The following is a 24,589-nucleotide window of genomic DNA, read 5'->3' as shown; positions in this document are numbered from 1 at the left end:
CAAAACTAATTTTCCAGAAAAGTTTGTTTTTTGAGATAGCCTTTCGTGCTTGGTAGCTCTACAACCACGCTTCAATACAAAATACTTTTTTTGCCGTTGCATCAAGCCGTATCTTTTTGCCTATTGCTAGCGGGTGCATCGGGTGCGTATGACAGCAATCGAAATCAGCAAGTATCGGCATCTTTTTTCCATCTAGCTGCTCTAATAAAAGCATAAGCGGTGTAGCATTTTATTCCTCCTTTAATAGCTGTAGGACTTTCTCAGTAGATGTAATTAACGAGTCAATGCCTTTATCCTTTCTAATAGCTAAAGCCAATTTCAAAAGCTCCTTTGCTTGAGCATTGTCTCCCAGCTCCATTAAACATTTTGCCTTGTGTTGATAAATAAAATCCTCATAATTTTCAATATTGTGCGCTCTCTGAATTGCCTGTGCATCTTCAAATAATTTTAATGCTTTCTTATGCTGATTGTTATATTTATATGCCTCCCCTAATCGAATAAGTGTAACCATGTTGCGAGCAGGATTTGCCTCTACTTTTTTTAGGCATTGTTCTAAATAAAATATTGCCTTATTAGCTTGATTTAAAATGCGATAACAATAACCAAGCGAGCCTAATAAATAGTACTGCTCCTCCTCGTTATCTATCTGCTGTAGCAGTACCTCTGCTTGCTGTATAAATACCTGAACTCTAGCAGGATTATTAGTTTGTTCACGCAAATATTGCTGCTCATCAAAGTAAACTGTTGCATTTATAATTAAGAAATTCTGTTTCAGTTGCTTCAATAGCATGACGTAGCCCCCTAAACCTATGAATTACAATATATGATACAAATGTTAGAGAATAAAGTAATGTTTCACTCATAAGCAAGGTCTTTTTCAATGCAATGTTAATAATAGAAGCGCCCAAAATCGTTGTTTTCACTTTGATTTCAAGCGCTTTATTTATAGCCCACTACTTAAATGCTCATGTATTAGCTTCCATTCATTTTTCTTATTTTTCACAAAAATATTTGTTGCTCTCCCTTGCCCTGAAATAAACTTCCCATTGTAATAACCAGAATAGCAGTAAGTATATAAGCAAGTGGCTGTATCTTGATTTGTTATGAGCCATTGAACATCCCTTGCTTCATATACTTCTTCTTTAATTGCTTCCCAAGCATTTTCAAAATAATGCTGTATTTCAGTCATTGTTGTACATTTTTTATCTGTGAACCAATAAACGACATTTGGATGAAGCATTCGTTGAACATTTGTAAAATCATGTGTATTCGTAGCTGATATATAATCATTTAATGCTTGTTCATACAAATTATTCATTTGTTTCCTCCTTCATAGCAAAAGCAATCTTGTACATGGTCATTCACCATGCCTACTGCCTGCATAAAAGAATAGCAAATCGTGCTACCAACAAATTTAAAGCCGTCCTTTTTTAATTGCTTGCTCATTTTATCGCTCATCGCTGTTGTTACAGGTACTTCACTTATCGTTGACCAATGATTAATGAGTGGCTCGTGATTAACAAATTGCCAAATGTAATTTGAGAAAGAACCATACTGTTGTTGCATGCGTAAGTAGGCTTGTGCATTTGTAACAACGCTAGCGATTTTCAGTCGATTCCGTACAATACGTGTATCTTCCTTTAATTCAGCTAATTTCTCATCTGTATATCGAACAATTTTTTCGGCATCAAATCCGTCAAACGCTTCACGATAGCCTTCGCGTTTTTGTAAAATCGTCCACCAGCTTAATCCCGCCTGTGCCCCTTCTAAGCAAATCATCTCAAAAAGCTTTTGGTCATCGTAAACAGGCTTGCCCCATTCATTATCGTGATATTCTACATACAATGGCTCGTCTAATTTTACCCAGCCGCAACGCTGCATAATAGCCCCTCCTTAATCTTGAAAAGTTATGACCGTACCGTCACTTAGCTGTGCATCAACCTCTTCAAACATTAATTGAAAATTCTTTGGTGGTTTTGCAATGCATAGCGCTCGTTCTTTTAACTGCTGATGATTCATAACTACCCCCAAATAGAATATACGTTCTCTATATTATAATTCAACCCTTCTTTTTATACAAGTATTTCCAAAGAAAAAAGAAGGGCATTTACTCACCCTTCTACTTCCTCTAAAACATTCAATTTCTTTTTATTCTTCAACTCCGGGTGTGCCATTTCAATTACCGAACGACGCAGCAATAATAAAACGATTAGCACTAAAATCAGCCCACTTACAATCAAAATAGATTGTGCAGGAAGCATATCGTATAAAATACCGTATATTAATGTTCCGATTGGCATCATGCTCATTGCCATCATTTCCACAATGCCAAATACACGCCCCTTATATTCCTCGTCTACTGATGTTTGCAATATCACCCCTACTGGCGTGTTTGTCACAACACCAAGCCCACCAGAGATAAACATCAGTGCTATATAGTATATAAAGTTTATTGTGTTGGACCAGCTAAATAACAATGGTACTGCTGTCATAATAACTGAAATTGCCATTAATAGTGTTGAACGTTTGACAACAACCATTGGGAATTTTAAATTGCTACGAGTGGCTAAATAAATCGATGCAACAAGCATGCCAATTGCGGCTCCCGCCTCGATGATACCAATTAATTGCGGCTGCAATTTTAAATTTGTTAACAAGACAAAACCGATTCCAACACTTATACATGTGAAAAATAAATTTAACCACAATGCTGTCCATAAAATCGCACGCACAACTGGCTTCTGCTTTAAATAAACAAATCCAGCCTTAAAGCTTTGTAGCATTGTTTCTTTTTGTGTCTGTTCAGATTGCGTCACAGATTTTTTATGCAGCGTGAAATTCATTGTTGATTCTAATAACAAGGCAATTGCCTGTGCAATAATAAAAATAAGTAAAAACATTTCCATTGATGCAAAACCAAATAACATACCACCAAAAATCGGTCCACCAATACCTGAAACAGAGTACGATAACTGGTTAAAGCTCATCGCCTTTTGCAGACGTTCTTCATCAACTAGGTTTGCAATAGATGCTGAAAATGCCACGCCCGAAAACGAACTAAAAACACTATTAAAAAATGTTGCCAAATAAATAACTATCAAAGATAAATCGACCATCCACGTGTATAAAAGTGCGATACTTACCGTTAAAACTACCCCTGCTTGCCCACCAATTACAAGCCATTTGCGTGGTACGCGGTCCCCTATTAGACCCGCGATAGGGGAAATAATTGTTCTTGGCAAAATGTTTAATAAAATATTTGTTGCGAAGCTCAAAGAAGAACCCGTTAAAGAAAGAATGTACATACTAATTCCAAATGCATATACATTAGAACCAAGTGAGCCAATCATTTTACTCACAAGGAATGTGTACAAATGATACGTTGATTTTTTGTACTTTAACTTTTCATCCATTTTTATCACGCCTTTTGTTTAATTTGATTAAACTTATTTTAAAACATTATTTTTAAAATTTCAACAATAAGTTTAATTAAATTTAAAATTATTTGATTATAACACTTCGAGTCAACCCCAATTTGTTTAATTTAATTAAATTAAATACCTTTTCATTATAATATTTGCTATAATCTTACGTAGTGAGGTGACCTTATGTTGAATATAGGTGCAAAAATAAAAGAGCTGCGCAAAGAACGAAAAATGACTTTAGCGCAAGTAGCAGGAGATCGTCTAACAAAAGGCATGCTCAGTTTAATTGAAAACGGCAAAGCTCAGCCTTCGATGGAGAGCTTACATTATATCGCCAACCAGCTTCAGATAGATGTTGCTGAACTCATGCAATCAGAGGATAACCAAAAAATACATGATACTTTCATGCGGGCTGAGCAACTATTCATGCAGCAAAAAAAGGAATTTAATAAAGAGCAGTATACGATAAAAGGACAAGAGCTTTTGCAGCTCATTGAGCCATTCATACAATCCGAGAGCTTGAAGGGAAATCATTATGAGGAAGTACGGTTATTAGAAATCTATTTAAGAGTACGCTATCGTTTAAAAATCGACCTTTCTATTGAGCCATTTTCACCTTTAACAAAAATGTATGAAAATGTTCATGCCTACTCGAAAATGCTCAATTGCTTCAGTCTTTTATGTGCTATTAGATTTAATATGCATCACTATGAGCAAGCGTTAGACTATTTATTAGAAGGGGAAAAATATCTAGAGCGCTACAATTATTTAATCGACGACCTTAGTAAGCTTGATTTTTACTATAATTTTACTGTCGTTTATGCTGCTTTATATAATGACCAAAAAACATTCGAGTATTTAGAACTCGCTTTAAAACTAGCGAAAGAGAAAAAAATATTATATCGCTTAAATGACTTTTATCGCTTTTCATTTTATTTGCATTGCTCCAATGGCGATGCTCAAAAAAGCCATGATTATTTAATGAAAATGAAAGCTTATTCCGCGGCACTAGAGGATTCCTCCGATGCTATCGCGACACAAATTTTAACGCTCGTTTATACGAATCAAATCGAGCAAGATTATGAAAAAGCTTTAGCGATTGCCATTGATTATTTTGATATACCTGAGGAAGCTTATGCAGACGCTAAAATGTTTGTCAATGGAGAATATGCCTATGCGCATTTACAGTTGCAACAATTCGCGCAGGCAAAAAAGCTACTCGAAAATTTGTATATCCCTGAAAATCACCAACATCCAGCAGATTTAGGTATTTTCTACCGCTCCTATGCTGTCCGTGCGCTATGCTATTTAGAAGAAGGAGACCACGAAAATGCCAAGCGTGACATATTGTACGCGATGGATGGGGTAAAAGAATTTAAAAATACTTTCGATAAGCAATTCATACTTCAAGCGTATGAACAAATTATGTAGAATGGGCGTCCCAAATGATGTGCGGTTGCCGATATTTGGGACGCTAGCGGTAGCTTTTTATAAACTATTTGCCTAAAAAATTTGAAAACGAGCAACACACTTTTTAATTGCTGTTATTGAAGGAGATTTGTATGAGAAAATTCGGGATTTTTTTATTGATTTTAATAGGTTGTATATTTTTGTTCGTAAGCCTTCAAAAAAAGAGTTTAGAAGATGATGTTGTGGAATATTTGATAACAGAAGCAAAAATAGAGCAGGATGATATTATTTCCAGTGAAGCGTTTATTTCTAATTTACAAGGAAGTAAAAATTTCATGGTTAGTATAAAGTTAAAAAGTGACCATAAAACTTATTTTTATTACAAAAAAGATGGGCGCATTATTCTAGAATCTTACGTTGAAAATGGAAGAGAACATGTTATGTCATAGTTTTTTATAAAGGGGAGTAGTCCACTTTGTTTTGACACCGCATTGAAATAAAGGTTTTCATCGCTTCCCTTTTACTGAAGGGAAACACTGCTAAAGCCAATGTTCATCCCATTTTTAAAAGAGGCGCTCTCTATTTATATGAATCAACATTTTGTGAAACATCATCGCTACTGTCCAAAATGCCGGCTATGCACGGCATTTTGAACAGCCCCATTTCATTTGTGTTTTGTTAAACGCTAAAAAAGACACCTCAGTCTTTTTCGGCAGCCTCCTGATTTTTAGAGGATGTCACTTCAAGCACATCTAACAGGAACATAAATAGTGGAATACCGATAATTAACCCCCACACACCAAAGAAATGCTCGGAAAATAAAATGACCATAAACGTATAGAATATCGGTAAATCTGTTTTTGCCGACATTAACTTTGGATTTAGGAAGTAGGCTTCTATAGCATGCAATACTGTAACAATAATCAGAATATAGACAATGTACATGAAGCCACCAATGCTATAGGCAATAATCGTTAAAGGAATTAGAGATATAATTACACCTGCTACTGGAATTAACCCAAGTACGAAAATCATCATTCCTAACGCAATTAAATGCGGGAAGCCCATAAAATATAAAACGATAACAGATAATATACAGTTCACCGATGCAATGATAAACTGCGCCTCAATAACTTTACCAAAAGAACGAATGAACACTTTAGAGAAGTACTGTAGCTCATCATATAAAGGAGCAATTTTACTATTTTTAAACTTCATCGTAAATTCAATAATGCGATTTTTATCTAGCATAATAAATAAGCTTAAAATTGCTGCAATTAACACTTGTAAAAGTAGCTTCCCAATATTCGTGATATTTTCTACGATAAAATTAACACCTTGTTCCAAATATTGGTCAAGCTCAATTTTCTCAATTGTCGGTGCTAAATATTTTGTGATTTCATTTTCATTTGGATTAATATTGAAATTCATAATTAAGTTGAAAAGCTGTGTCAGTTGCTGTGACACCATCGGTAAATATTTATAAACAACACCAACAACCCCTGCTACAAATAGCAAGTAAATAATAATAGTAATAACCGCCTCTTTTATCGGCACATATTTTTTTATTACACTTGTTAGCTTTGTGCTTAATCGATTCATTAAATATGTAATAATAAACGTAAACAAAATGAGGTTAATCATACTGCGCATTAAATACAATGCCACCCCAATACCTATTAAAATCATAAAGCGTTTAAAGCCATGACTTTTAAAAAAATCCCACACGAGCATTCTACTACTCAAAATATGGACAAAGCCCTATATGCAATTATAGGTGGCTTGTCTAGTAGCAGCGACCTCCCCTTTTGTTTTTAAGTTTTTTTCAGCTATCGTATTTCCTCGGTAGCTATGACACTTATGATTTTAGTATTACTTAACGTATTCATGATTCAAAAATTTATTCCACTTCCAATATGTTAATTACCCATTTATCGAAAATCCAATATTTGTATAATAAATAGACCTGATTTCACCTCTATCTATTCATTATTATAACGTGCATAACTATGATATCCAAAGCATTATTAGCATAAATTTATTTTTAGTTTTATTTAGAGAAAAAGAGGCTTTTAGTTTAGGTGTTACATTTCATTATTGACGTGAAATTCATCTTTATACCTAGCACACAAAAAGATACATCCAATTTCAACTGAATGCTGTAAAATATGTGTAACATAGTAGTCTATTATCAGTTTAAAATTTAGGGGGCATTGAGATGGGCAAAAAATTGCGTGAACATGGTATTATTGTTGGAAAATTACGAACAGGCGATAAAAACTGCATTACAGATGTCGATGGTGTCCAAGTTGGACATATTACGCTGGATTATCCTTTAAATGAGCAAGGAGATTATGCTTGTACAGGTGTGACGGCTATCCTGCCTCATTCTGGTAACCTATTTGAACAAAAAGTAACAGCAGCAAGCTATGTTCTAAATGGCTTTGGAAAAACAACAGGACTTGTACAAGTAAATGAACTTGGTATATTAGAGTCGCCTATTATGTTAACAAATACATTGAGCGTCCCTGCTGTAACGCAAGGGACGCTACAATATATGCTTGAGGCAAATGAAGCTATTGGTAAAACGACTGGCACAATTAATATCGTAGTTGGCGAATGCAATGATAGTCATTTAAACTCAATTCGTCATTGTGCTGTTACACCGAAGCATGCGATTGAAGCTATTCACACCGCTTCGACAGACACTGCTGCCGAAGGGGCTGTTGGAGCTGGCAAAGGCATGGTTTGTTTCGGCTATAAAGGTGGTATAGGTTCAGCATCACGCATCATCACAGTGAACGAGGCAATACAATATACAGTCGGTTGTTTAGTACTAAGCAATTTTGGGAGCAAGGATGATTTTTTAGCTACGCATTACATACCTAAACAACAGCAGGCTGCCAATACTGTTGCCCCAACAGATGGCTCCATTATCATCGTTTTAGCAACAAATGCACCGTTGAGTAGCAGACAATTGCTACGTGTTATTAAACGCTGCGGTATCGGTCTTGGCAGAACAGGCAGCCATTTTTCACATGGTAGTGGAGATATTGTTATTGGCTTTACAACAGCCCGAACTATTGCACACAAAACAGATGGGTTATTTGAAACACGCACCCAGCTACGTGAAGATCACCCTGTGATGAATCATTTATTTGCCGCAGCAGCAGAAGCGACTGAAGAAGCCATTTTAAACTCTTTATCACAGGCAGAAACAACTTCGGGACGCAATGGACATGTCGTACACGCTTATCGATTTGATTAGGGTGCTGATTTTTGCGGGTAAAATAGGTGAGTATTCGGGCGAATCCATTCATTTTTCGGGTGAACTTACCTACTAATTGGGCAAATCGCTACTTAAGACTTATAAAAATATCGAAATATAATCGAACTATTGTGAATCTTTAAATCAGAGCGTATGATAATAAAGTGAAACTTCAATCATTAAGGGTATACATCCTTAATGATTGGAAGCTTACATTTACTTGGCTAGTACGGGTTTTTCTTGTTCATTGCTAGTAAATACACAGACATAGGAGGATATTAAATGACTGTTATTCGAGTTGGTATAGTAGGTTACGGAAATTTAGGTCGCGGTGTAGAGCACGCAATATCTCAAAATTCTGATATGGAGCTGGTGGCTGTTTTTACACGTCGCGATCCAGCAACAGTGAAGATTGCTAGCAATGCGAAAGTATGTTTAATAGATGAGGCGAAAGAATATAAGGATGACATTGATGTCATGATTTTATGCGGCGGTTCTGCGACGGATTTACCCGATCAAAGCCCATATTTTGCACAATGGTTTAATATCGTGGACAGCTACGATACACATGCAAAAATTCCACAGTTTTTTGATGCTGTAGATGCTGTTGCACAAAAATCCGAAAAAATAGGCATTATTTCTGTTGGCTGGGATCCGGGTTTATTTTCATTAAATCGTTTAATCGGGGAGGCAGTTTTACCTGTAGGCTCCACATATACTTTTTGGGGAGATGGCTTAAGTCAAGGCCATTCAGATGCCGTGCGCCGCATTAAGGGTGTGAAATATGCTGCACAATATACATTGCCAATCAAAGATGCAGTGGAGCGTGTACGTAATGGGGAAAATCCCGAGCTAACGACACGTGAAAAGCATGCCCGTGAATGCTGGGTCGTATTAGAACAAGGGGCTGATGCTGCAAAAATAGAACAAGAAATTGTCACAATGCCAAACTATTTTGATGAATATGACACAACAGTTCATTTTATTTCGGAAGAGGACTTCAAATCGAATCATACGGGGATGCCACATGGTGGATTTGTTATTCGCAGTGGAGAAAGCGGTGCAAATGACAAACAAATTTTTGAGTTTTCTTTGAAGCTTGAAAGCAACCCAAACTTTACATCAAGTGTTATCGTTGCATATGCACGTGCAGCCTACCGCTTAAATAAAGCTGGTGACAAAGGAGCAAAAACTGTTTTTGACATTCCGTTTGGCTTATTATCACCAAAATCCGCTGCACAATTACGCAAAGAATTATTATAATTAAAAGCTGTCTAAAAGCATGTACTATCGCTATTACATGTCTTTTCAGACAGCTATTTTTTATTGCAGTATTCATTTATTAATTACACGTTGGCTAACTAATCTGCAACATCCGTCGAAGACTTAGGCTAACATCGCAAGATGCGATGTGCCTAGACTAGACTCCTCTTTGCCAGCCGGTGTTTGGACACCCACTGAAAGAAGTTAAAATCTAAATACGTGCAACAAGGAAATTTGAAGTATTCTTATACTTCTGATAATATTCTTGTCAAAATCTATGAAGCGAGGTATAAGCGATGTCATTATTCACAAAAGCATCTACAATTTCAGAAGAGATGATTTCGGTTCGTCAACATCTTCATCAGCATCCTGAATTAAGTAATAAGGAATTTGAGACGACGAAGCTAGTTGCTAGCTATTTATCAAAATGGGGTATTCCATATACAATTGCAGAAAGTGGCACTGGGGTTGTTGGCTTTATTGAGGCACCCAATGCAACAAAAACTTTAGCGCTACGGGCAGATATGGATGCTCTACCTATTTCCGAGGAAACAAACTTACCTTATAAATCTATACACTCAGGTATTATGCATGCCTGCGGACATGATTTACATACATCTGTATTACTTGGAACAGCGAAAATGCTTATCGATAATCAGCATTTACTGAAGGCGAATATTAAGCTACTGTTCCAACCTGCTGAGGAAATTATGAGCGGAGCAAAAGAGATGCTACAAGCAGGAGTATTAGAAAATCCAAAAGTTGACGCAGCCATAGCGCTTCATACTTCTCCAGACTTATCAGTAGGGGAGATTGGCATTCGTTATGGAGCAATGCTCGCTGCCTGTGATAATATTACCATCACAATTAGAGGTACAGGTGGCCATGCTGCACATCCACACAAATCAGTTGACCCTATTTTGATTGCAGGTCATGTACTTACATCCTTACAAACAATTGTAGCAAGGGAAATCCCACCAACAGAGCAAGCTGTTGTTACAATTGGGCATATTCAAGGTGGTGAGGCTCACAATATTATTCCAGAAAGCGTTATAATGAAAGGCACAGTTCGTACAACAAACCCAGCCATCAGAGAACAAATGCCAGCCATTATTGAACGCATTATTCAACATACTGCTGAAAGCATGCGTGGTAATGCGTCCCTACATTATGAACATGGCTGCCCTGCACTTCTATCAGATGCATCGTTATTGCAATTGTTTGAACAAGTTACGACAGAGCTGTTAGGCGAGAAGCAGGTCGTACATATGCCTGCCCCATCAATGGGAGGCGAGGATTTTTCTTATATTTTAGAGCAAGTACCTGGCTTCATGTTCAGAATGGGCACAGGCAGCGATAACGAAAATACACGCCGCGCACTGCATAATCATAAAGTAGAATTCGAGAATGAAGCCATCCAATACGGCATTGCCGCAATGGTTAATTTTGCGCTAACATACGGAGAGTAATCCATTAGGCCTCTAGCAAACTCACATCCTAATTTTTAAAGTTTGCCAGAGGCTCTTCTACTGAAGTTCCATTAAAATTCGTTTCATCTAAGCCTTCCTTTCGCATATTTTTCAAAATAATAAAAACAGTCACCCCACAATGTGATACGCTCTCAAGTGACGAGCCCTAAATTAACTACAAAAAGGAACTTTTTAAAGCTGTTATATAAATTGATTTTTTTACATAAATGGTATAATAGGTTAGGGCGGGAGGTATTTTATGAAACAGCTTTTAATTTTTATATTTGGAATATCATTTTTAGTTATTGCGGGATGTTCTTACGATGAAAACCAAATTTATAGCGGGGAAACATTAAAAATAGGTATCGTCGGGAATGCACCAGATGTCCAAGAAAAAAATATTATTTTTGATGAAATTGAAATTGAACAACTAACACAAAAAAATAGAATTTCATCATATGATGCTATTTTTATTACTGAAGAAAATTTGGAAGAGGCGTCTGAGCCCCAATATGCTGATATTTACGAAAAAGCAGAAATTCCTTTTTTATTTATCAAATCTAAAAAGTCCTATTTTCCATTTATATCGCGTGAACTAAGCTACAAGGATGCAAAAGAAGTAGAAACACAAGCATACGCTATACTTTATTTAAAACTACCTAACGGAGAACAATATACCTCTAAATTTAGTTTATATAATGATAAAGAAAGTGCAAAGAATATAGAAATAATGTATTCAAGTGTATTTCTTAAAATTGAAGAATTAAAAAAACCGAACTATGACTGAAAGACTAAAGAAATTAGTATTTCGTAACATAGTTCGGTTTTTCTTGAACCGCAATTTCTAGGTTCTGCCGTTTTATTATTTCAATGTTAAAATATAATCCGCTACAGCTTCTTCGTCGCCTTGCGCTGTATTAGCAGGCATTGCGCCTTTACCATTTTTTAAAATATCCACAATTTCTTCTTTAGACAATGCGAGACCGTGTAAATTTGGACCCATTCCACCTGTTAAATCGCCACCATGACAGCCAATACATTTTGATTTAGCAATACTTTCTCCAGCTGCTACAGTATCTCCTGCTGGCTCATTTGTAGAAGTAGATGGCTCTTCCTTCGCCTTATCTCCCCCACATGCTGCAAGGCCAAATACCGCTAACCCTCCTGCTAACAATACGTGCATTAAACGCTTTGTCATAATAACACCTCATTTTATTTTTTTACCCTACATTAAAACCATAGCATGGCTACAGAAACTACTTCAAGTATAACCCTGTAGAAAAGCTTCTATACATTGTGAACTATGGCAAAATTGTGCCTAGACTTCCTTTACATCTAACTCTTCCCATTTCTACTTACTATTAAACTTATAATAGAAACTCCTTGTTATTTTCATTAATATCGACCCTATCTTCCAATAATGAATGGCTATTGCTTTTCACATAAGAGAAAACCCTTTATCATAAAAATAGAAGTATAGAGAGGAGTAGGAATGAAATGAAGAAAAAACATTTTGCAGCAATCATTGCAGCAACAGCTATTACACCCGCTATTGTCCTACCGACAATGACGTATGCCGAGCAGCCAAACTTTAGTGATATTGTACCTTCAAGCCCTTATGCGAGCGCTATCAATCTACTGCATGATAAAGGCGCTATTACAGGTTTTTCTGACAACACATTTCGACCTCAAGAAACTATTACGCGCCAGCATGTATTAGTGGTATTAGAGCGCTTAATTGAGCTTCCTTCAATTAGAGAAGGAAAAGAATTTACTGATGTATCAGAGAAGCATTCTTATTATGAAACAATCCAAAATGCTTATAAGGCTGGCTTAATTGATGGACAACCTGATGGTAACTTCAATCCAAACACACCTATTACTCGTGGGCAAATTGCAAAAATTTTAGTACAAGCATTTGATTTACAAGCAACCGAAACAACATCTTTTTCAGATGTTCCGAAATCCCATTGGAGCTATCCGTATGTACAGGCATTAAGCAGCAATAATATTACGACCACTTCCAATCAGTTTCTCTTAAACGAGCCGTTAACACGTGGACAATTCGCTCTGTTTTTAGAAAGAATATTAGCATTAAATGAAATGGAGGAAAGCATATTGCCAATCGGTCAATGGGCAGGGAAAATTGATATTCCACAAAGCCCACTATCGGTTATTTTACAAATTGATGCAGATGGAAAAGCATATTTTTCTGTACCAGCTCAAGGTTTAACAAACTATCCCGTTAGCTCACTCACAACTAATAAAGAGCAATTACAGGCGGTTGTCGATATTGCAGGAACGACTATGACCATTGAAGGGAAAATCGAAGAAGACCGCATTACAGCGAATTTTTCACAAAACGGAATGACCTTCCCTCTTATTTTAACGCCTTATGAGCCGCCTGCTGTCACATACGAGGAACTAGCAGTCCCTGTTGAAAATGGACGATTAAAAGTTGCATTAGAAATGCCTAAAAATGCGACTGCACAAGTGCCTGTAGCCGTTATTATTGCAGGCTCTGGTCCAACAACTAAGGACGGCAACACCGTTATAGGTGAAAACAACAGCTTAAAAATGCTAGCTGAAGGTTTAGCACAGCAAGGCATCGCATCTATTCGCTTTGATAAACGCGGTGTTGGAGATAATATGGAATTACTTAAAGATGAGGGCGATTTACGCTTTACAAATTACTCACAGGATGTCGAGCAAATTATTGAATTTGTTCAACAAGACCCTCGTTTCTCATCGGTCCATTTAATTGGTCATAGTGAAGGTTCATTAGTTGGCATTATCGCTGCGCATACAGCCACAGTTGAATCGCTGACATCAATTGCCGGCGCTGGTCGACCAATTGACGAAATTTTGTTTGAACAGCTAACTGCACAATTGCCAGAGCCATTATTAGAAACGGCTTCAACTATTTTGGAGCAATTGAAAAAAGGTGAAACGGTAGATAATGTGCCAGAGGATTTATATGCTTTATTCCGCCCATCTGTACAGCCATATTTAATTTCTTGGTTAAAATACGACCCAGCAGCTAAACTAGCTGAATTAAAAGTGCCGACATTAATTATTCAAGGAAATAACGATTTACAAATAACAAAAGTAGACGCAGAGCGTTTACACACAGCAAAATCCGATGCAGAGGTTCTCTATTTTGAAACGATGAACCACGTATTAAAGGATGCACCAGCTGACCGCGAAAGTAATCTTGCAACATATGCAAACCCTACATTGCCATTAACTGAAGGGCTTGTAGAAAAAATCGCTACATTTATTTTAAAATAATAACTAATTATATTGGGGAGGGGCGTCCAAAAAGCCGTGCATAGCCGGCATTTTGGACGTTGGTGATGATGTTTTGGTAAAATGTTTGCTCCTTTAAAATAGAGAGAGCTTTCTTTGAAAATGTTAGAAACACAGGGTTTAGCGGTGCTTCTCCAAATGAAAGAGAAGAAGCAAAAATCCCCCTTAACATGCGATTTCTAGACAAAACCCTCTTTTTAGACAGCCCCCTGTGACGAATAACCGCAAGAACATTTTTTTAATGGGTATTTAATATTTCAATTTCTATATTAAATATTTGTTAAAAAATCAAACTATATACGCTACTCGCATCAAATATTTCATGGCATTTTTTGTGAAAATATATTGGCAGTAATAATAAAGGAAGTGTCTTGAAATAACCGCAGACAGTTCCTTTTTTCTATGTTTTTTGTTTCCGTTGCGTGCGCAACGCTTGCTGTTGCTGTATTTTTAGGATATGGAAATATACGATGAAAACGTACAAAAAGGAGGTACAACATGAAGCTAGGAGAAAAAATTCGCTTCAGACGAACGGAATTACAGCTAACACAACAACAATTAGCAGACAAAGTATTTGTCACAAGGCAAACAATTTCTAAATGGGAATTAGAAAAAAGTATACCTGACACCATCTCATTAAAGCTATTAGAAAATGCCTTAGACACGAAGCTAAGTTCTGTTGATGTTATTACTCAAACGAAAGGAGTGCTGAAAATGAAATGGCTACAAAATATAATCGGGGTATTTCTTTTTGGTCTTTTATTTTTACCATTTAGAATGGGCGCTGTCTTTATACGAAAAGGATGGTCTAACCCTTTTATAAGATTTGCCGTCATGCCATTATTTATTGTTATTTATCTACTCTATATTCATTCGCTCAATATGAAAGCTTTTTACCTTATTGTAGGGCTTTCTATTGTGATTTATTTGATGACGAGTGCTTATTTTTATTCCAATAGTAAAAATGCCAACGCCTATGAAGAAAATTAATTATAGCAACAGTATGTCTCTGCTTATTTATTGATTAGTATTATCTTTTTACTAATTGGCTTAAATGAAAATTTCACTTTCCTTTTAATCGGGGTTTTATTTATTAGGCTAGGGCTAAAGGAAAGCAATAAAGTGAAGCTTCAATCAGTGGAGGTTTTCCTTATCCCCCACTGATTATTGCGAGATAAATAATATCAATGATACCTCGGCTAACTTTAGACCAGATTTTTTTGAGCTGTTTGTTGGAATTTAACCTAAAACCGACATGTTCTGTGACAACGGTTAATCGACCTGCATCTCGCAAGCCTTTCTGCCAAGCTTGCGATATTCACCACCACGCTATCGGTACAAAAAACATCTGCTCCTACGGTTACTCGTCGCAGTAAACATTGCTGAAAGAAGTTAAAGGAGTTATCCGAAAAGTCCATTTTGTTTTGCCATCGCATTGAAATCAAGGTTTTCATCGCTTCCCTTTTACTGAAGGAGTACACTGCTAAAGCCAATGTTCATCCCATTTTTAAAAGTGGCGTTTTCTGTTTAGATGAATCAACATTTTGTGAAACATCCTCGCTACTGTCCAAAATGCCGGCTATGCTCGGCTTTTTGGACAGCCCCTCGCCTATATGAATATTTACATAATCTAAACGCTAGCTTTACACATGAGTAAATCAAAAGAACTGCTTTTTAGACATAATATTCTTTTTTTCGACACTATCTATATTGACAATGTCCTATTATTACATGATACTAACTTTAAGTTTCAAAGTTTGTCTATGCTTTTATTTGTCGACAAACCTCTATAATACTGAAATATAAAGGGGGATATTATCATGAAAAGCATTAAGAAAAGACTACTTTTTTTCACTTTAGGCCTATTATTAGTTTCCTCAGTTCTCAATGCTAGCCTAGCCGTCTGGATAGTAAACACAAAGAGTCAGGAAGTATTGATTGAGAAAGCACAAGAACAAGTTTTTGAAATAGCTAAGCAAGCCGAAACGATTCTAAATTCTGAAGTTGATCCTATTCCCGCATTACAAAAATTTGTAGATACTAAAGTACAGCAGGACAATGTAACATATGCAATTATTATTGATAAAAATGTTCAAGCTGTCGCGCATAGTGACCTTGAAAAACTAGGAAAAATATATGAAGACGAATATACAATCAACGGTGCTACCAAAGGTGTAAAGCAATTTACAAGGTGGTATGCAGAAGTTCAAGGTATATGGACTTATGATATTATGGAGCCCATTTACAAAAATGGAGAACTGTACGGTGTGATGGATATCGCTGTTCCTGAAAGCGGAATCAAATCTATCGTAGATACAGTTTTAATTTTTCAAATAATTATCGGTAGTGTTAGCTTTTTAGTTATTGGGGGGCTAATGTGGTGGATTATTGACCGCATCGTTCGAGCATTGAAAAACCTCGAAGCCACTTTACAGCAAACTGCTAACTTAGATTTCTATGAAAATGCAGAGTTAAATAGACTAGCAAATTATAGAGATGAAATTGGACATATGGCTAAGGGGATTTCAACAATGCGTTCGGCATTGAGAGATATAACGGTTAATATCCAAGGTACAAGTAATGAGCTAGTTGAATCATCGACTGCACTTTTACAAATTGCAGACGACACTATGCAAACAACCAATGAAATTAACCTAGCGATTAACGAAATTGCCAACTCTACAGAAGAGCAGGCACATGACACTGAAAAGGGCGCAGAGCAATTAGACCAACTTTCAAGTAATATTGATCGTGTGATTGAGCATACAGAGAAAATTGCCACAATGACAGCGCATATCGATGACTTAAGCAACCAAGGTGTAGGCACAGTTCAGCAGCTTTCTATATGGTCAGAAAAAAATCGAGACTCCTCACAGCAAGTTAGTGCTATCGTCCAAGAGGTGGATAAAACATCGTCAGACATTTCAAGTATAGTCAATACGATTACAGAAATTGCCTCGCAAACGAATTTACTTGCACTGAATGCATCAATTGAATCTGCTCGTGTCGGTGAAGCAGGAAAGGGATTTGCGGTTGTTGCAGATGAAATTCGAAAGCTGTCAGAACAAACCTCTAATGCAACTGAGGATATTAAAAATAAAATTACAGCAATTCAAGCTATTTCGAAAAGCGCTGTACAAGAAATTAAAACAAGTATTGAAGTCGTTGAGCAAAATGCGAAAGCTGCAACAGATACAAGCGATATTTTCAATACGATTAAAGCTGCATTAGACGAAACAATTGAGGTCGCTCATGAAGTTCAACATCTTTCAACAGAAATGACTCAAAGCAAGGAGCAAATCATTAGCGTCATTCATAATATTTCTGCCTCTGCCGCTGAAACATCTGCTGGCACAGAACAGGTTTCCGCTTCTGCTCAAGAACAACTAAAAAGCATTGAAACGGTATCCGAAAGGGCTCGCAACTTAAATATAATAGCTGATCAGCTAAGAAAAGAGGTAGAAAAGTTCACATTATAGCAATTCAAGTTGACGGAAACTGTTTATTATGAAAATATTAATTACAAAGGTATTAAATTATAGAAATACTAATCAAACTATTGATATGGAGGAGATTTCAATGAAGAAATTTAAAATGCTATGTATGAGTGTTATTGCAGTTTTTACTTTAGGAATGCCAGCAACTTTCTCAAATGTTTATGCCTCTGAAAATACAGAGCTGGTAAATGCTCAAGCAATGGACGAAATTTACGTCACAAGAACAGTACCTAAAACTCATACATCTGCTATGTGGGTGACTGAGACTAGGTATGGAAAAACATACTCAGGCTATATTTATAATGGAGGATTAACAGCTGACGGGAACTATTCCGTTTTCGCTGGATATATTAAAGCAGGCCCTATCGTAGAGCCATACATTTTTGAAAATAAATAAAACTCTCCCCCTTCAGTTGAAATCGCGATTAATTACGCAAAAAGACATGTCTGAAAATAATTTTCAGACATGTCTTTTACTTAAATATAAACTCTAATATCCACATAGAAGCGGTATAAAAAATAACAAGCAAAGCCAAACAACAATACGCCTGCAATAATCGACGTCCATTGAATCATTTTACGGTTCATCACCTTACGTGTTAGAGCAACGATTGATAGTAGGCCAATATCGTGTAATAAAATACCTACCAATATTCCTATAGCCGCAATTAAAAAGCTACTAGAATCCGCCGCATAAGAATCTGCTAGTACAACACCAAAAACAGATACCCAAAATACTAAATTACCTGGGGATAACGCCACGAGAAAGCCATTGCGATACGTTTTCCATAATGATTTATTGACCTTTTCTCCTGCCAATGAAATATCTTGGTCAGCATTTTTAATCGAATCATAGGCCAATAAAAATAAAAACCCTGCGCCAACAATCCATAATGGCATTTGTACATATGGTAGTGCCAATACTTGCGCAAAGCCTAAATAGAGCGCTACGATTAACATTAAGTCAATCGTCATACCGCCTAAGCCAACTGCCCAGCCGTGGAAAAAGCCATTTTTCAATCCTTGTTTTGTCATTTCGACAGTAATAGCACCAACAGGCATAGCAATTGCTAGACCAACAAGTAAAAACTTTAAAAATTGCTCCAAATGCATAACTTCCTAACTTCAGTAAACTGCACTTCTTTTCCATCCGTTTCAATTAATTATACGTAAACCTAAATTTTTATACAACATTTTTTATAAGGGTTTTAGTAGTAACTTCCGATTAATTTTTCCTAATTCGTTATAGGGAAGTGCTTCCACAAAATAAATTTTCTTCGGGCATTCATAATTTGCTAGATTCTGTTTACAAAAGGCTTGAATATCACGCTCACCGACACCATCTGCTACAACATAAGCAATAACTCGCTCGCCAAAATGCGAGTCTGCCTCACTTGTAATTACAGCATCCTTTATTTTCGGGTGCGTCTTTATTATTTGCTCAATATGCTGTGGAAAAACATTTTCTCCACCTGAAATAATCCTTTCATCTAGCCGTCCTTTTATGAATAATAACCCCTCTCTTTCTTCTACGATATCCCCTGTTCGTTTATTATTAACAATTAGTTCACCCTTATTAAACCTAATGCTTAGCCCATTGATAGGCGAGCCAATTGTTGTAGGATATAGGGCGCGTTCTTCTGGCGTTGCAATACTAATTAAGCCTACTTCAGATGTGCCGTATAAATTATATAAAATCGACTCAAAGCCCTCGCTATTTTGCAACGGTGCGCTACCACTTGCAATACAGCGCAATGATGGTGTTTTGCTAAAGCGAGTTAACAAAGTTGGAACAACCGTGATTGCTTCAATTGGATATGCTTCTAATAAGGAAGCATCAAAGCGTCTGCTTAAGACGACTGTATGTCCAGCAGCTACTGTTGCAGTTAGAAAGGCAAGTCCGTAACCGTGAAAAAAAGGCGTGGCGACATAAACATAACGATATGTATGAAAATGCATACGCTCTAGCAAAGCGCAAAATGGGGCAAGCAATGTATGCACTGCTGTATGTACAGCTTTAGGTTCACCAGTTGTGCCACTTGTTTGTAAAACAATTTTTCCTTGTCTACGTGGAAAATATACAGCCGCCGCCCTTGTTGGTAAAGCTTCAAGCTGCTGCTCTGTAAATAAAAAATCAAAATACCCCTTCACAGGACGCCCTGTATGTAATAACACAGCCGTCGCCCCTATTCGCTCTGTCGCAAACACGGCTCGTAATAACGAGATACTATTATCACACTGAAAACCAACCCGCTGTCCTGCACGAATACCATATTCACTTAAAGCATAACTCATATAAATAACCTCGTCATAAAATTGACCATATGTAGTTGTACAATGCTTTTCAATAAAAATAGGACAATGCGGCTGTTTTTTAGCATAAAAAGCGAGCAATGCATTAATGGAGAAGCCTTCCTTACTAATAGCTCTCATCAACTTGCTGAAGGGCATCCGTAAAAGGGCTTTAATTTTTAAGGTCTCAAATAGCGTAGAAATGGTAGCCACCACGGTTTATCCTCCTTCTTTTTCGTGTACAATAAACGAGCGATACGCTGAGCCGCCACCTCACTAGCCATTGCTGGTACATGCTTATATTTTTTCGTCGGTGCAATCATCGGTGTACGAACAAGCGGTAAATAGATTGTAGAAACCGTATGCTTTACCTCTGGTGCAACAGCTCGTAGCCATGTATCAAAGGCAGCCTTTGACGCTTGATAAGCAGACCATTTTGCCATAGGGCGAAATTTTGTATTAATCGTAGAAACATTTACAACCTGCCCCTTTGCTGCATCTAATAACGGAATAAAATGTAACATTAGCTCCACAGGTGCAAAATAATTAATGGCCATTGTCCGCGAAAAATCATGCGAGCGCTCTAAGGAATCATATATCGAGCGGTGAATGGACAAGCCTGCATTATTGATAAAAATATCAAGCTGACCAATTTCCTTGCATAGCTGGCGACGATTTTCTTCCTCACGCAAATCCATCCTATACATCCGAGCACCTGTCTTTACAGCAACATCACGCAAACGCTCCTCATCACGTCCAACAATTATTAAATTTGCCTCATAGCGAGCCAATAACAAGGCGACATCTCGCCCAATACCTGAGCTAGCTCCTGTAATTAATATACTTTTGCCTTGCACTGCCTGCCGAAGTCGTTGCTCCTGTAAACGCATACGAAATCCCCCCTTTCCTTTGACTGTAACGAAGCACTATGATAACTCATAAGACATTCTACTTGATAGTCTATTACACCTTTCTTCAAAACCTGTGACATCCGCTGCAAGTTTGGTCAACATGATTTATCTTAAAAAGCGATTTAGTTCTTATGATTTCAGCGTGCGTCTCGCCACCTATAGAGGTGGGAGACGCACGCTGAAAGAAGTTAAAGGTGCAACCAAATTTCCCCATAATCATCTCTTTTTGATTATTTCCGCCTCATATAAGGCTTCTGCTCCTCACTTGCTTTAAAATTATAAACAGGCTTAATTGCCTTGATAATATCAACGGTTTCGCCAATGACCGATGTAATTTCCTCCATCGGCTTGTAAGCCATTGGTGCTTCGTCAAGCGTATCCTCCGTTACTGATGTCGTCCATACACCTTGCATCGTTTCCTTGAAATCGACCATGCTCAGCTCTTTTTTCGCTGCGCGACGTGAATAAACTCGCCCTGCTCCATGTGGCGCTGAATAATTCCACTCCGCATTGCCCTTCCCAATACAAATAAGCGAACCATCACGCATATTCATTGGAATAACAAGTTTTTCTCCTTTATTCGCTCGCACAGCGCCTTTGCGTAATGTCATCGTATCTGTATCAATGTAGTTGTGAATTGTATCAAAGGTCTCTGTATATATCCACCCCATATGCTGTGCAATTGTTTCAGCAATCGTCCATCTATTCATTACTGCATAGCGCTGCGCAATTTTCATATCGTGAATATAATCGTGGAATGGCTGACCCTCTAAATAAGCTAATTCCTTTGGTATAACAGGGTTTTCCCCCTTGTATGCTTCGATTGCTGCTTGTATTTCCTGTTCGCGTCCCTCATTTTTAAGCTGCTCAATAATTTTAGAAACATCGTGATGACGCAATGCTTCAAAAGCTCTTTTTTGATGCCAGTTCGCCACTTTCGAACCGATATAGCGTGAGCCTGTATGAATTAATAAATAATATTTATCTTCGTTGTCTTTCGCAAGCTCGATAAAATGATTACCCCCGCCTAATGTGCCAAGCGATAAATTTGTATAATCGTCTTTTATACCTGCTGCGATAAAATTATCCCTTTCAAATTCCTTAAATTGCCTAGCTGGCGATAGCTCCATATGTAAGTCCTGACCACTCGGTACATGCGCTCGAATGGTTGCATCTAGCTTGGCATAATCAATCGCAGAAGTATTAAGCTCAGCAACGAAAACGCCACAGCCAACATCTACACCAACTAAATTCGGTACAACACGCTCCTGCAATTGTATCGTTGTGCCAATGACACAGCCCTTCCCAGCATGATAATCAGGCATAATACGAATTTTTGCCCCTTCCATAAATGCTTGGTCTGTCAGCTCTTTAATTTGCTCAATTGCTGCTGGCTGTGCTGTATTCGTATATATTTTTGCGTCAGTAAAACGCCCATTAACTTCAATCACCTAGCTCACTCCTTTTCACTTTAAACGATGGCGAAGTCTGTTTTGTTCCATATTGCAATTTGCTCAGGAACCGGATAATAACAAGTAGGCTGTAGGGAAGTGCAGACGACAACCCGCTTTCCCTACAGCCTTCGTTTAATTAAAGTTTAAACCTTTCCATATACTCGTGTAGCTCGTCTGCCATCTCCTGTAGAGCATGTGCTGCGGCTGCCATTTCATGCATGGATGCCAACGTTTGCTCTGTCGATGCTGCGACTTCCTCAGATGCAGCGGCATTTGATTTTGCGTGGTCTGATAATTCTAACGCTGTCGCCGATACTTCTTGCACTACGGCTGAAATTTCCTCAGAGGCTGCGGAAATGCCTTCGATTTTTGGTGCGATATTTTGCAAGCTCTCTACGATAGTTGCAAACTTTTCACTCGTTTGCTCTGTTAGCTTCAACCCTTCTTCAACATCTATTGATGCTTTATCCATCGCCTGAACAGACTGTGCTGTATCTTGTTGAATAGCAGCAATAAGTGTAGAAATTTGACTTGTCGATTGCAGTGATTGCTCTGCTAGCTTCCGCACCTCATCGGCAACAACTGCAAAGCCTTTGCCATGCTCCCCAGCTCTTGCTGCTTCAATAGCAGCATTCAATGCTAATAAATTTGTTTGGTCTGAAATCGCAGTAATGATTTCCAAAATAGAGCCTATCTGTTTTGTACGCTCATACAGTGATTGGATTGTTTCATCTGATTGTACAACAGATGCGTGAATCGATTGCATTTGATTGACTGTTTGTTGTACAGCCTCTCCACCTTCATCCGCTAGCTGCATCGCAAAGCCTGATAAGTCAGACACTTGCATCGTACTATCTGTCACCTCAACAATGCCCTTCGCCACTTCTTCGATGGAAATTGCATTTTGCTCAATGCTAGTTGTTTGCTTTTCAGTGCTGCTTGCAACCTCCTGCATTGCATCTGTTACTTGCTCAGAAGCAGCTATATTTTGCTCTGCGCTTGCCGCTAAATTTTGTGCCGAACTTTGTACTTGCTGCGCGCTTTGCCCCATATGTTGAAGTAATTTTTTCAAGCTAATTTTCATCGCTACGAACGCTTCACCAAGTTGGCCGATTTCATCCTTCGTATAAATATCAATGTATGTCGTTAAGTCCCCTTCACTAATTTTTAATGCATTTACTTGCAGCTCCTTGATTGGGCGAACAATTGAACGAACCATGAAAAGTATGAAGCCAATACCTGCAATAATAGCGAGCACAACGACGATAACAATTGTCATCAATATGCCTGATGCTGCTTGCTTAGCCTCTACTGTAAACATTGTGCCGAGCACTTTCCAGCCCGTTAGTTCATTTGTCGTATAACGAATATGTCGGTCTTTCATAATAATCGTCCCGTTTTCGTTATTATAAATTTCATTAACATATGATTCCGTTACTTCTGTGCCACTTTCTTTTCCATTTTGCGTAATATAATATTGGCGGTCATCGTACAATGCCGCAAAACCTGTTTCACCAATCTTAATATCATTTGCTACATTATCAAGCAGTGAAATATTCAAATCCATTGCGAAGACACCTGATTGGTCTGGTAAAGTTTTTGTTATTGTCACAACAATGCTATTTTCACCTGATGCTGAAACATAGGGTGTTGTTAGCACTACATCACCATTATTATTTACTGCATCTGTATACCACGGTCTTTCACGTGGGTCGTAATCACTGGGTAAATCAAGCTCCGGTGCGTTAATCATCTCCCCTTGTTTTGTACCTATATAAATCGCTTCTACTTCGGGATGTGTGTTAATATATTCCGTCAATAAATTAACTACTTCAGCTCGCTCCTCTTGTCGTAACGATTGTTGATTAAACTTTCCCGCAAAATATTCAATATCATATACTTTCGGTGCAATCATATTTGTAATGTTCATATCAAGCATTCGAACGCTTTCATTAGCACTTGCCTGCTGCTCTTCTATCACTTGTTTTTTGGCACTTTGATATGCAATTAACCCTATCAAAGCTGCTGGGATTAGCAGAATAAGTAAAAAAGAAAAAATTAATTTCTTTCTAATAGTAATTCGCTTCATTCCCCATTCCCCCCTCTACTCACTGTACTACTTTCTCTACAAGCAATCTCATAGGCTTTATTGATAAATGACAGATTTTAATAATAAAGTCCTATTATACTAATAATATACTTAATCTCTTTCTTTGTAAATGCAACTAAACTGAAGATTCTGAATATCCGGGTCTGTGTATAAAATTAATATTTCTAAAGCTTTTGTAGGA

General features: G+C 37.5%; 23 protein-coding genes. 10 read left to right on the top strand and 13 right to left on the bottom strand.

The genetic code is table 11. The annotated features are described in order from the left end of the window. Positions 1-58: 58 nt before the first annotated feature. The 6 genes from MHB51_RS13720 to MHB51_RS13695 form a co-directional block, all read right to left on the bottom strand. Positions 59-214: a hypothetical protein gene (locus tag MHB51_RS13720; protein ID WP_342558385.1), complete on the bottom strand. Its 156-nt coding sequence runs from the start codon at positions 212-214 to the stop codon at positions 59-61. 15 nt (positions 215-229) lie between these two features. Further along, the gene (locus tag MHB51_RS13715; protein WP_342558384.1) at positions 230-790 is read right to left on the bottom strand and encodes a tetratricopeptide repeat protein; all 561 of its coding nucleotides are present in this window, start codon (positions 788-790) and stop codon (positions 230-232) included. Positions 791-943: 153 nt separating this feature from the next. Continuing rightward, positions 944-1,318, bottom strand: coding sequence for a nuclear transport factor 2 family protein (locus MHB51_RS13710; protein ID WP_066169358.1), 375 nt, complete (start codon positions 1,316-1,318; stop codon positions 944-946). Then, complete coding sequence (locus tag MHB51_RS13705; RefSeq protein WP_066169360.1) at positions 1,315-1,881, bottom strand: DNA-3-methyladenine glycosylase I; 567 nt, start codon at positions 1,879-1,881, stop codon at positions 1,315-1,317. Before MHB51_RS13705 ends, MHB51_RS13710 begins: the two co-directional genes overlap by 4 nt. A gap of 12 nt (positions 1,882-1,893) precedes the next feature. Next, on the bottom strand, positions 1,894-2,019 hold the full coding sequence (locus MHB51_RS13700) for a hypothetical protein (protein WP_268807885.1): 126 nt from the start codon (positions 2,017-2,019) through the stop codon (positions 1,894-1,896). Between the two features lie 92 nt (positions 2,020-2,111). Next, complete coding sequence (locus tag MHB51_RS13695; protein ID WP_342558383.1) at positions 2,112-3,413, bottom strand: MFS transporter; 1,302 nt, start codon at positions 3,411-3,413, stop codon at positions 2,112-2,114. Between the two features lie 195 nt (positions 3,414-3,608). Between MHB51_RS13695 and MHB51_RS13690 the strand changes: the two genes are divergently transcribed. Continuing rightward, positions 3,609-4,856, top strand: a complete 1,248-nt coding sequence (locus MHB51_RS13690; protein ID WP_342558382.1) for a helix-turn-helix transcriptional regulator — start codon at positions 3,609-3,611, stop codon at positions 4,854-4,856. A 131-nt stretch (positions 4,857-4,987) separates the two neighbouring features. After that, positions 4,988-5,284: a hypothetical protein gene (locus MHB51_RS13685; RefSeq protein WP_342558381.1), complete on the top strand. Its 297-nt coding sequence runs from the start codon at positions 4,988-4,990 to the stop codon at positions 5,282-5,284. Between the two features lie 250 nt (positions 5,285-5,534). Here MHB51_RS13685 and MHB51_RS13680 read toward each other — a convergent pair whose 3' ends face one another. Beyond that, entirely contained in the window at positions 5,535-6,569 is a 1,035-nt protein-coding gene (locus MHB51_RS13680) for an AI-2E family transporter (RefSeq protein WP_342559488.1), read from the bottom strand. Between the two features lie 484 nt (positions 6,570-7,053). Here MHB51_RS13680 and MHB51_RS13675 point away from each other — a divergent pair, with 484 nt between their 5' ends. The 4 genes from MHB51_RS13675 (at position 7,054) to MHB51_RS13660 (ending at position 11,622) form a co-directional block, all read left to right on the top strand. Next, on the top strand, positions 7,054-8,103 hold the full coding sequence (locus MHB51_RS13675) for a P1 family peptidase (RefSeq protein ID WP_342558380.1): 1,050 nt from the start codon (positions 7,054-7,056) through the stop codon (positions 8,101-8,103). A gap of 282 nt (positions 8,104-8,385) precedes the next feature. Next, complete coding sequence (locus MHB51_RS13670) at positions 8,386-9,366, top strand: diaminopimelate dehydrogenase (RefSeq protein ID WP_342558379.1); 981 nt, start codon at positions 8,386-8,388, stop codon at positions 9,364-9,366. Positions 9,367-9,662: 296 nt separating this feature from the next. Next, complete coding sequence (locus MHB51_RS13665; RefSeq protein ID WP_342558378.1) at positions 9,663-10,835, top strand: M20 family metallopeptidase; 1,173 nt, start codon at positions 9,663-9,665, stop codon at positions 10,833-10,835. A 259-nt stretch (positions 10,836-11,094) separates the two neighbouring features. Then, positions 11,095-11,622 carry a hypothetical protein gene (locus MHB51_RS13660; RefSeq protein ID WP_342558377.1) on the top strand — a complete coding sequence of 176 codons (528 nt, stop codon included), beginning with the start codon at positions 11,095-11,097 and terminating at the stop codon, positions 11,620-11,622. Positions 11,623-11,697: 75 nt separating this feature from the next. Here the strand turns inward: MHB51_RS13660 and MHB51_RS13655 are convergent, their stop codons facing one another. Next, positions 11,698-12,033 (bottom strand): cytochrome c, encoded by a 336-nt coding sequence (locus MHB51_RS13655; protein ID WP_066169377.1) that lies wholly within the window; start codon positions 12,031-12,033, stop codon positions 11,698-11,700. 299 nt (positions 12,034-12,332) lie between these two features. Here MHB51_RS13655 and MHB51_RS13650 point away from each other — a divergent pair, with 299 nt between their 5' ends. The 4 genes from MHB51_RS13650 to MHB51_RS13635 all read left to right on the top strand — a co-directional run bounded on the left by MHB51_RS13650 (position 12,333) and on the right by MHB51_RS13635 (position 18,038). After that, the gene (locus MHB51_RS13650) at positions 12,333-14,126 is read left to right on the top strand and encodes an alpha/beta fold hydrolase (RefSeq protein ID WP_342558376.1); all 1,794 of its coding nucleotides are present in this window, start codon (positions 12,333-12,335) and stop codon (positions 14,124-14,126) included. 516 nt (positions 14,127-14,642) lie between these two features. Continuing rightward, positions 14,643-15,134, top strand: coding sequence for a helix-turn-helix transcriptional regulator (locus MHB51_RS13645; protein WP_066169379.1), 492 nt, complete (start codon positions 14,643-14,645; stop codon positions 15,132-15,134). A 944-nt stretch (positions 15,135-16,078) separates the two neighbouring features. Continuing rightward, entirely contained in the window at positions 16,079-17,623 is a 1,545-nt protein-coding gene (locus tag MHB51_RS13640; RefSeq protein ID WP_342558375.1) for a methyl-accepting chemotaxis protein, read from the top strand. Positions 17,624-17,723: 100 nt separating this feature from the next. Continuing rightward, on the top strand, positions 17,724-18,038 hold the full coding sequence (locus tag MHB51_RS13635; protein ID WP_153061606.1) for a hypothetical protein: 315 nt from the start codon (positions 17,724-17,726) through the stop codon (positions 18,036-18,038). An 80-nt stretch (positions 18,039-18,118) separates the two neighbouring features. On the opposite strand, the gene MHB51_RS13630 is transcribed toward MHB51_RS13635, so the two are convergent. From MHB51_RS13630 to MHB51_RS13610, 5 genes are all read right to left on the bottom strand, one after another. Continuing rightward, on the bottom strand, positions 18,119-18,748 hold the full coding sequence (locus MHB51_RS13630) for a LysE family transporter (protein ID WP_107943404.1): 630 nt from the start codon (positions 18,746-18,748) through the stop codon (positions 18,119-18,121). Between the two features lie 90 nt (positions 18,749-18,838). Continuing rightward, a complete protein-coding gene (locus MHB51_RS13625) occupies positions 18,839-20,074 on the bottom strand; it encodes an AMP-binding protein (protein WP_342558374.1) in 1,236 nt (411 codons plus the stop codon). 38 nt (positions 20,075-20,112) lie between these two features. After that, positions 20,113-20,823, bottom strand: coding sequence for an SDR family NAD(P)-dependent oxidoreductase (locus MHB51_RS13620; protein ID WP_342558373.1), 711 nt, complete (start codon positions 20,821-20,823; stop codon positions 20,113-20,115). Positions 20,824-21,074: 251 nt separating this feature from the next. Next, positions 21,075-22,295: an RtcB family protein gene (locus MHB51_RS13615; RefSeq protein WP_342558372.1), complete on the bottom strand. Its 1,221-nt coding sequence runs from the start codon at positions 22,293-22,295 to the stop codon at positions 21,075-21,077. A gap of 139 nt (positions 22,296-22,434) precedes the next feature. After that, positions 22,435-24,387, bottom strand: coding sequence for a methyl-accepting chemotaxis protein (locus tag MHB51_RS13610; protein ID WP_342558371.1), 1,953 nt, complete (start codon positions 24,385-24,387; stop codon positions 22,435-22,437). Positions 24,388-24,589: the final 202 nt, after the last annotated feature.

This window comes from Metasolibacillus sp. FSL K6-0083 (assembly GCF_038630865.1).
GTDB lineage: Bacteria > Bacillota > Bacilli > Bacillales_A > Planococcaceae > Metasolibacillus > Metasolibacillus fluoroglycofenilyticus.
This window is presented reverse-complemented; position numbering and strand designations above follow the sequence as displayed.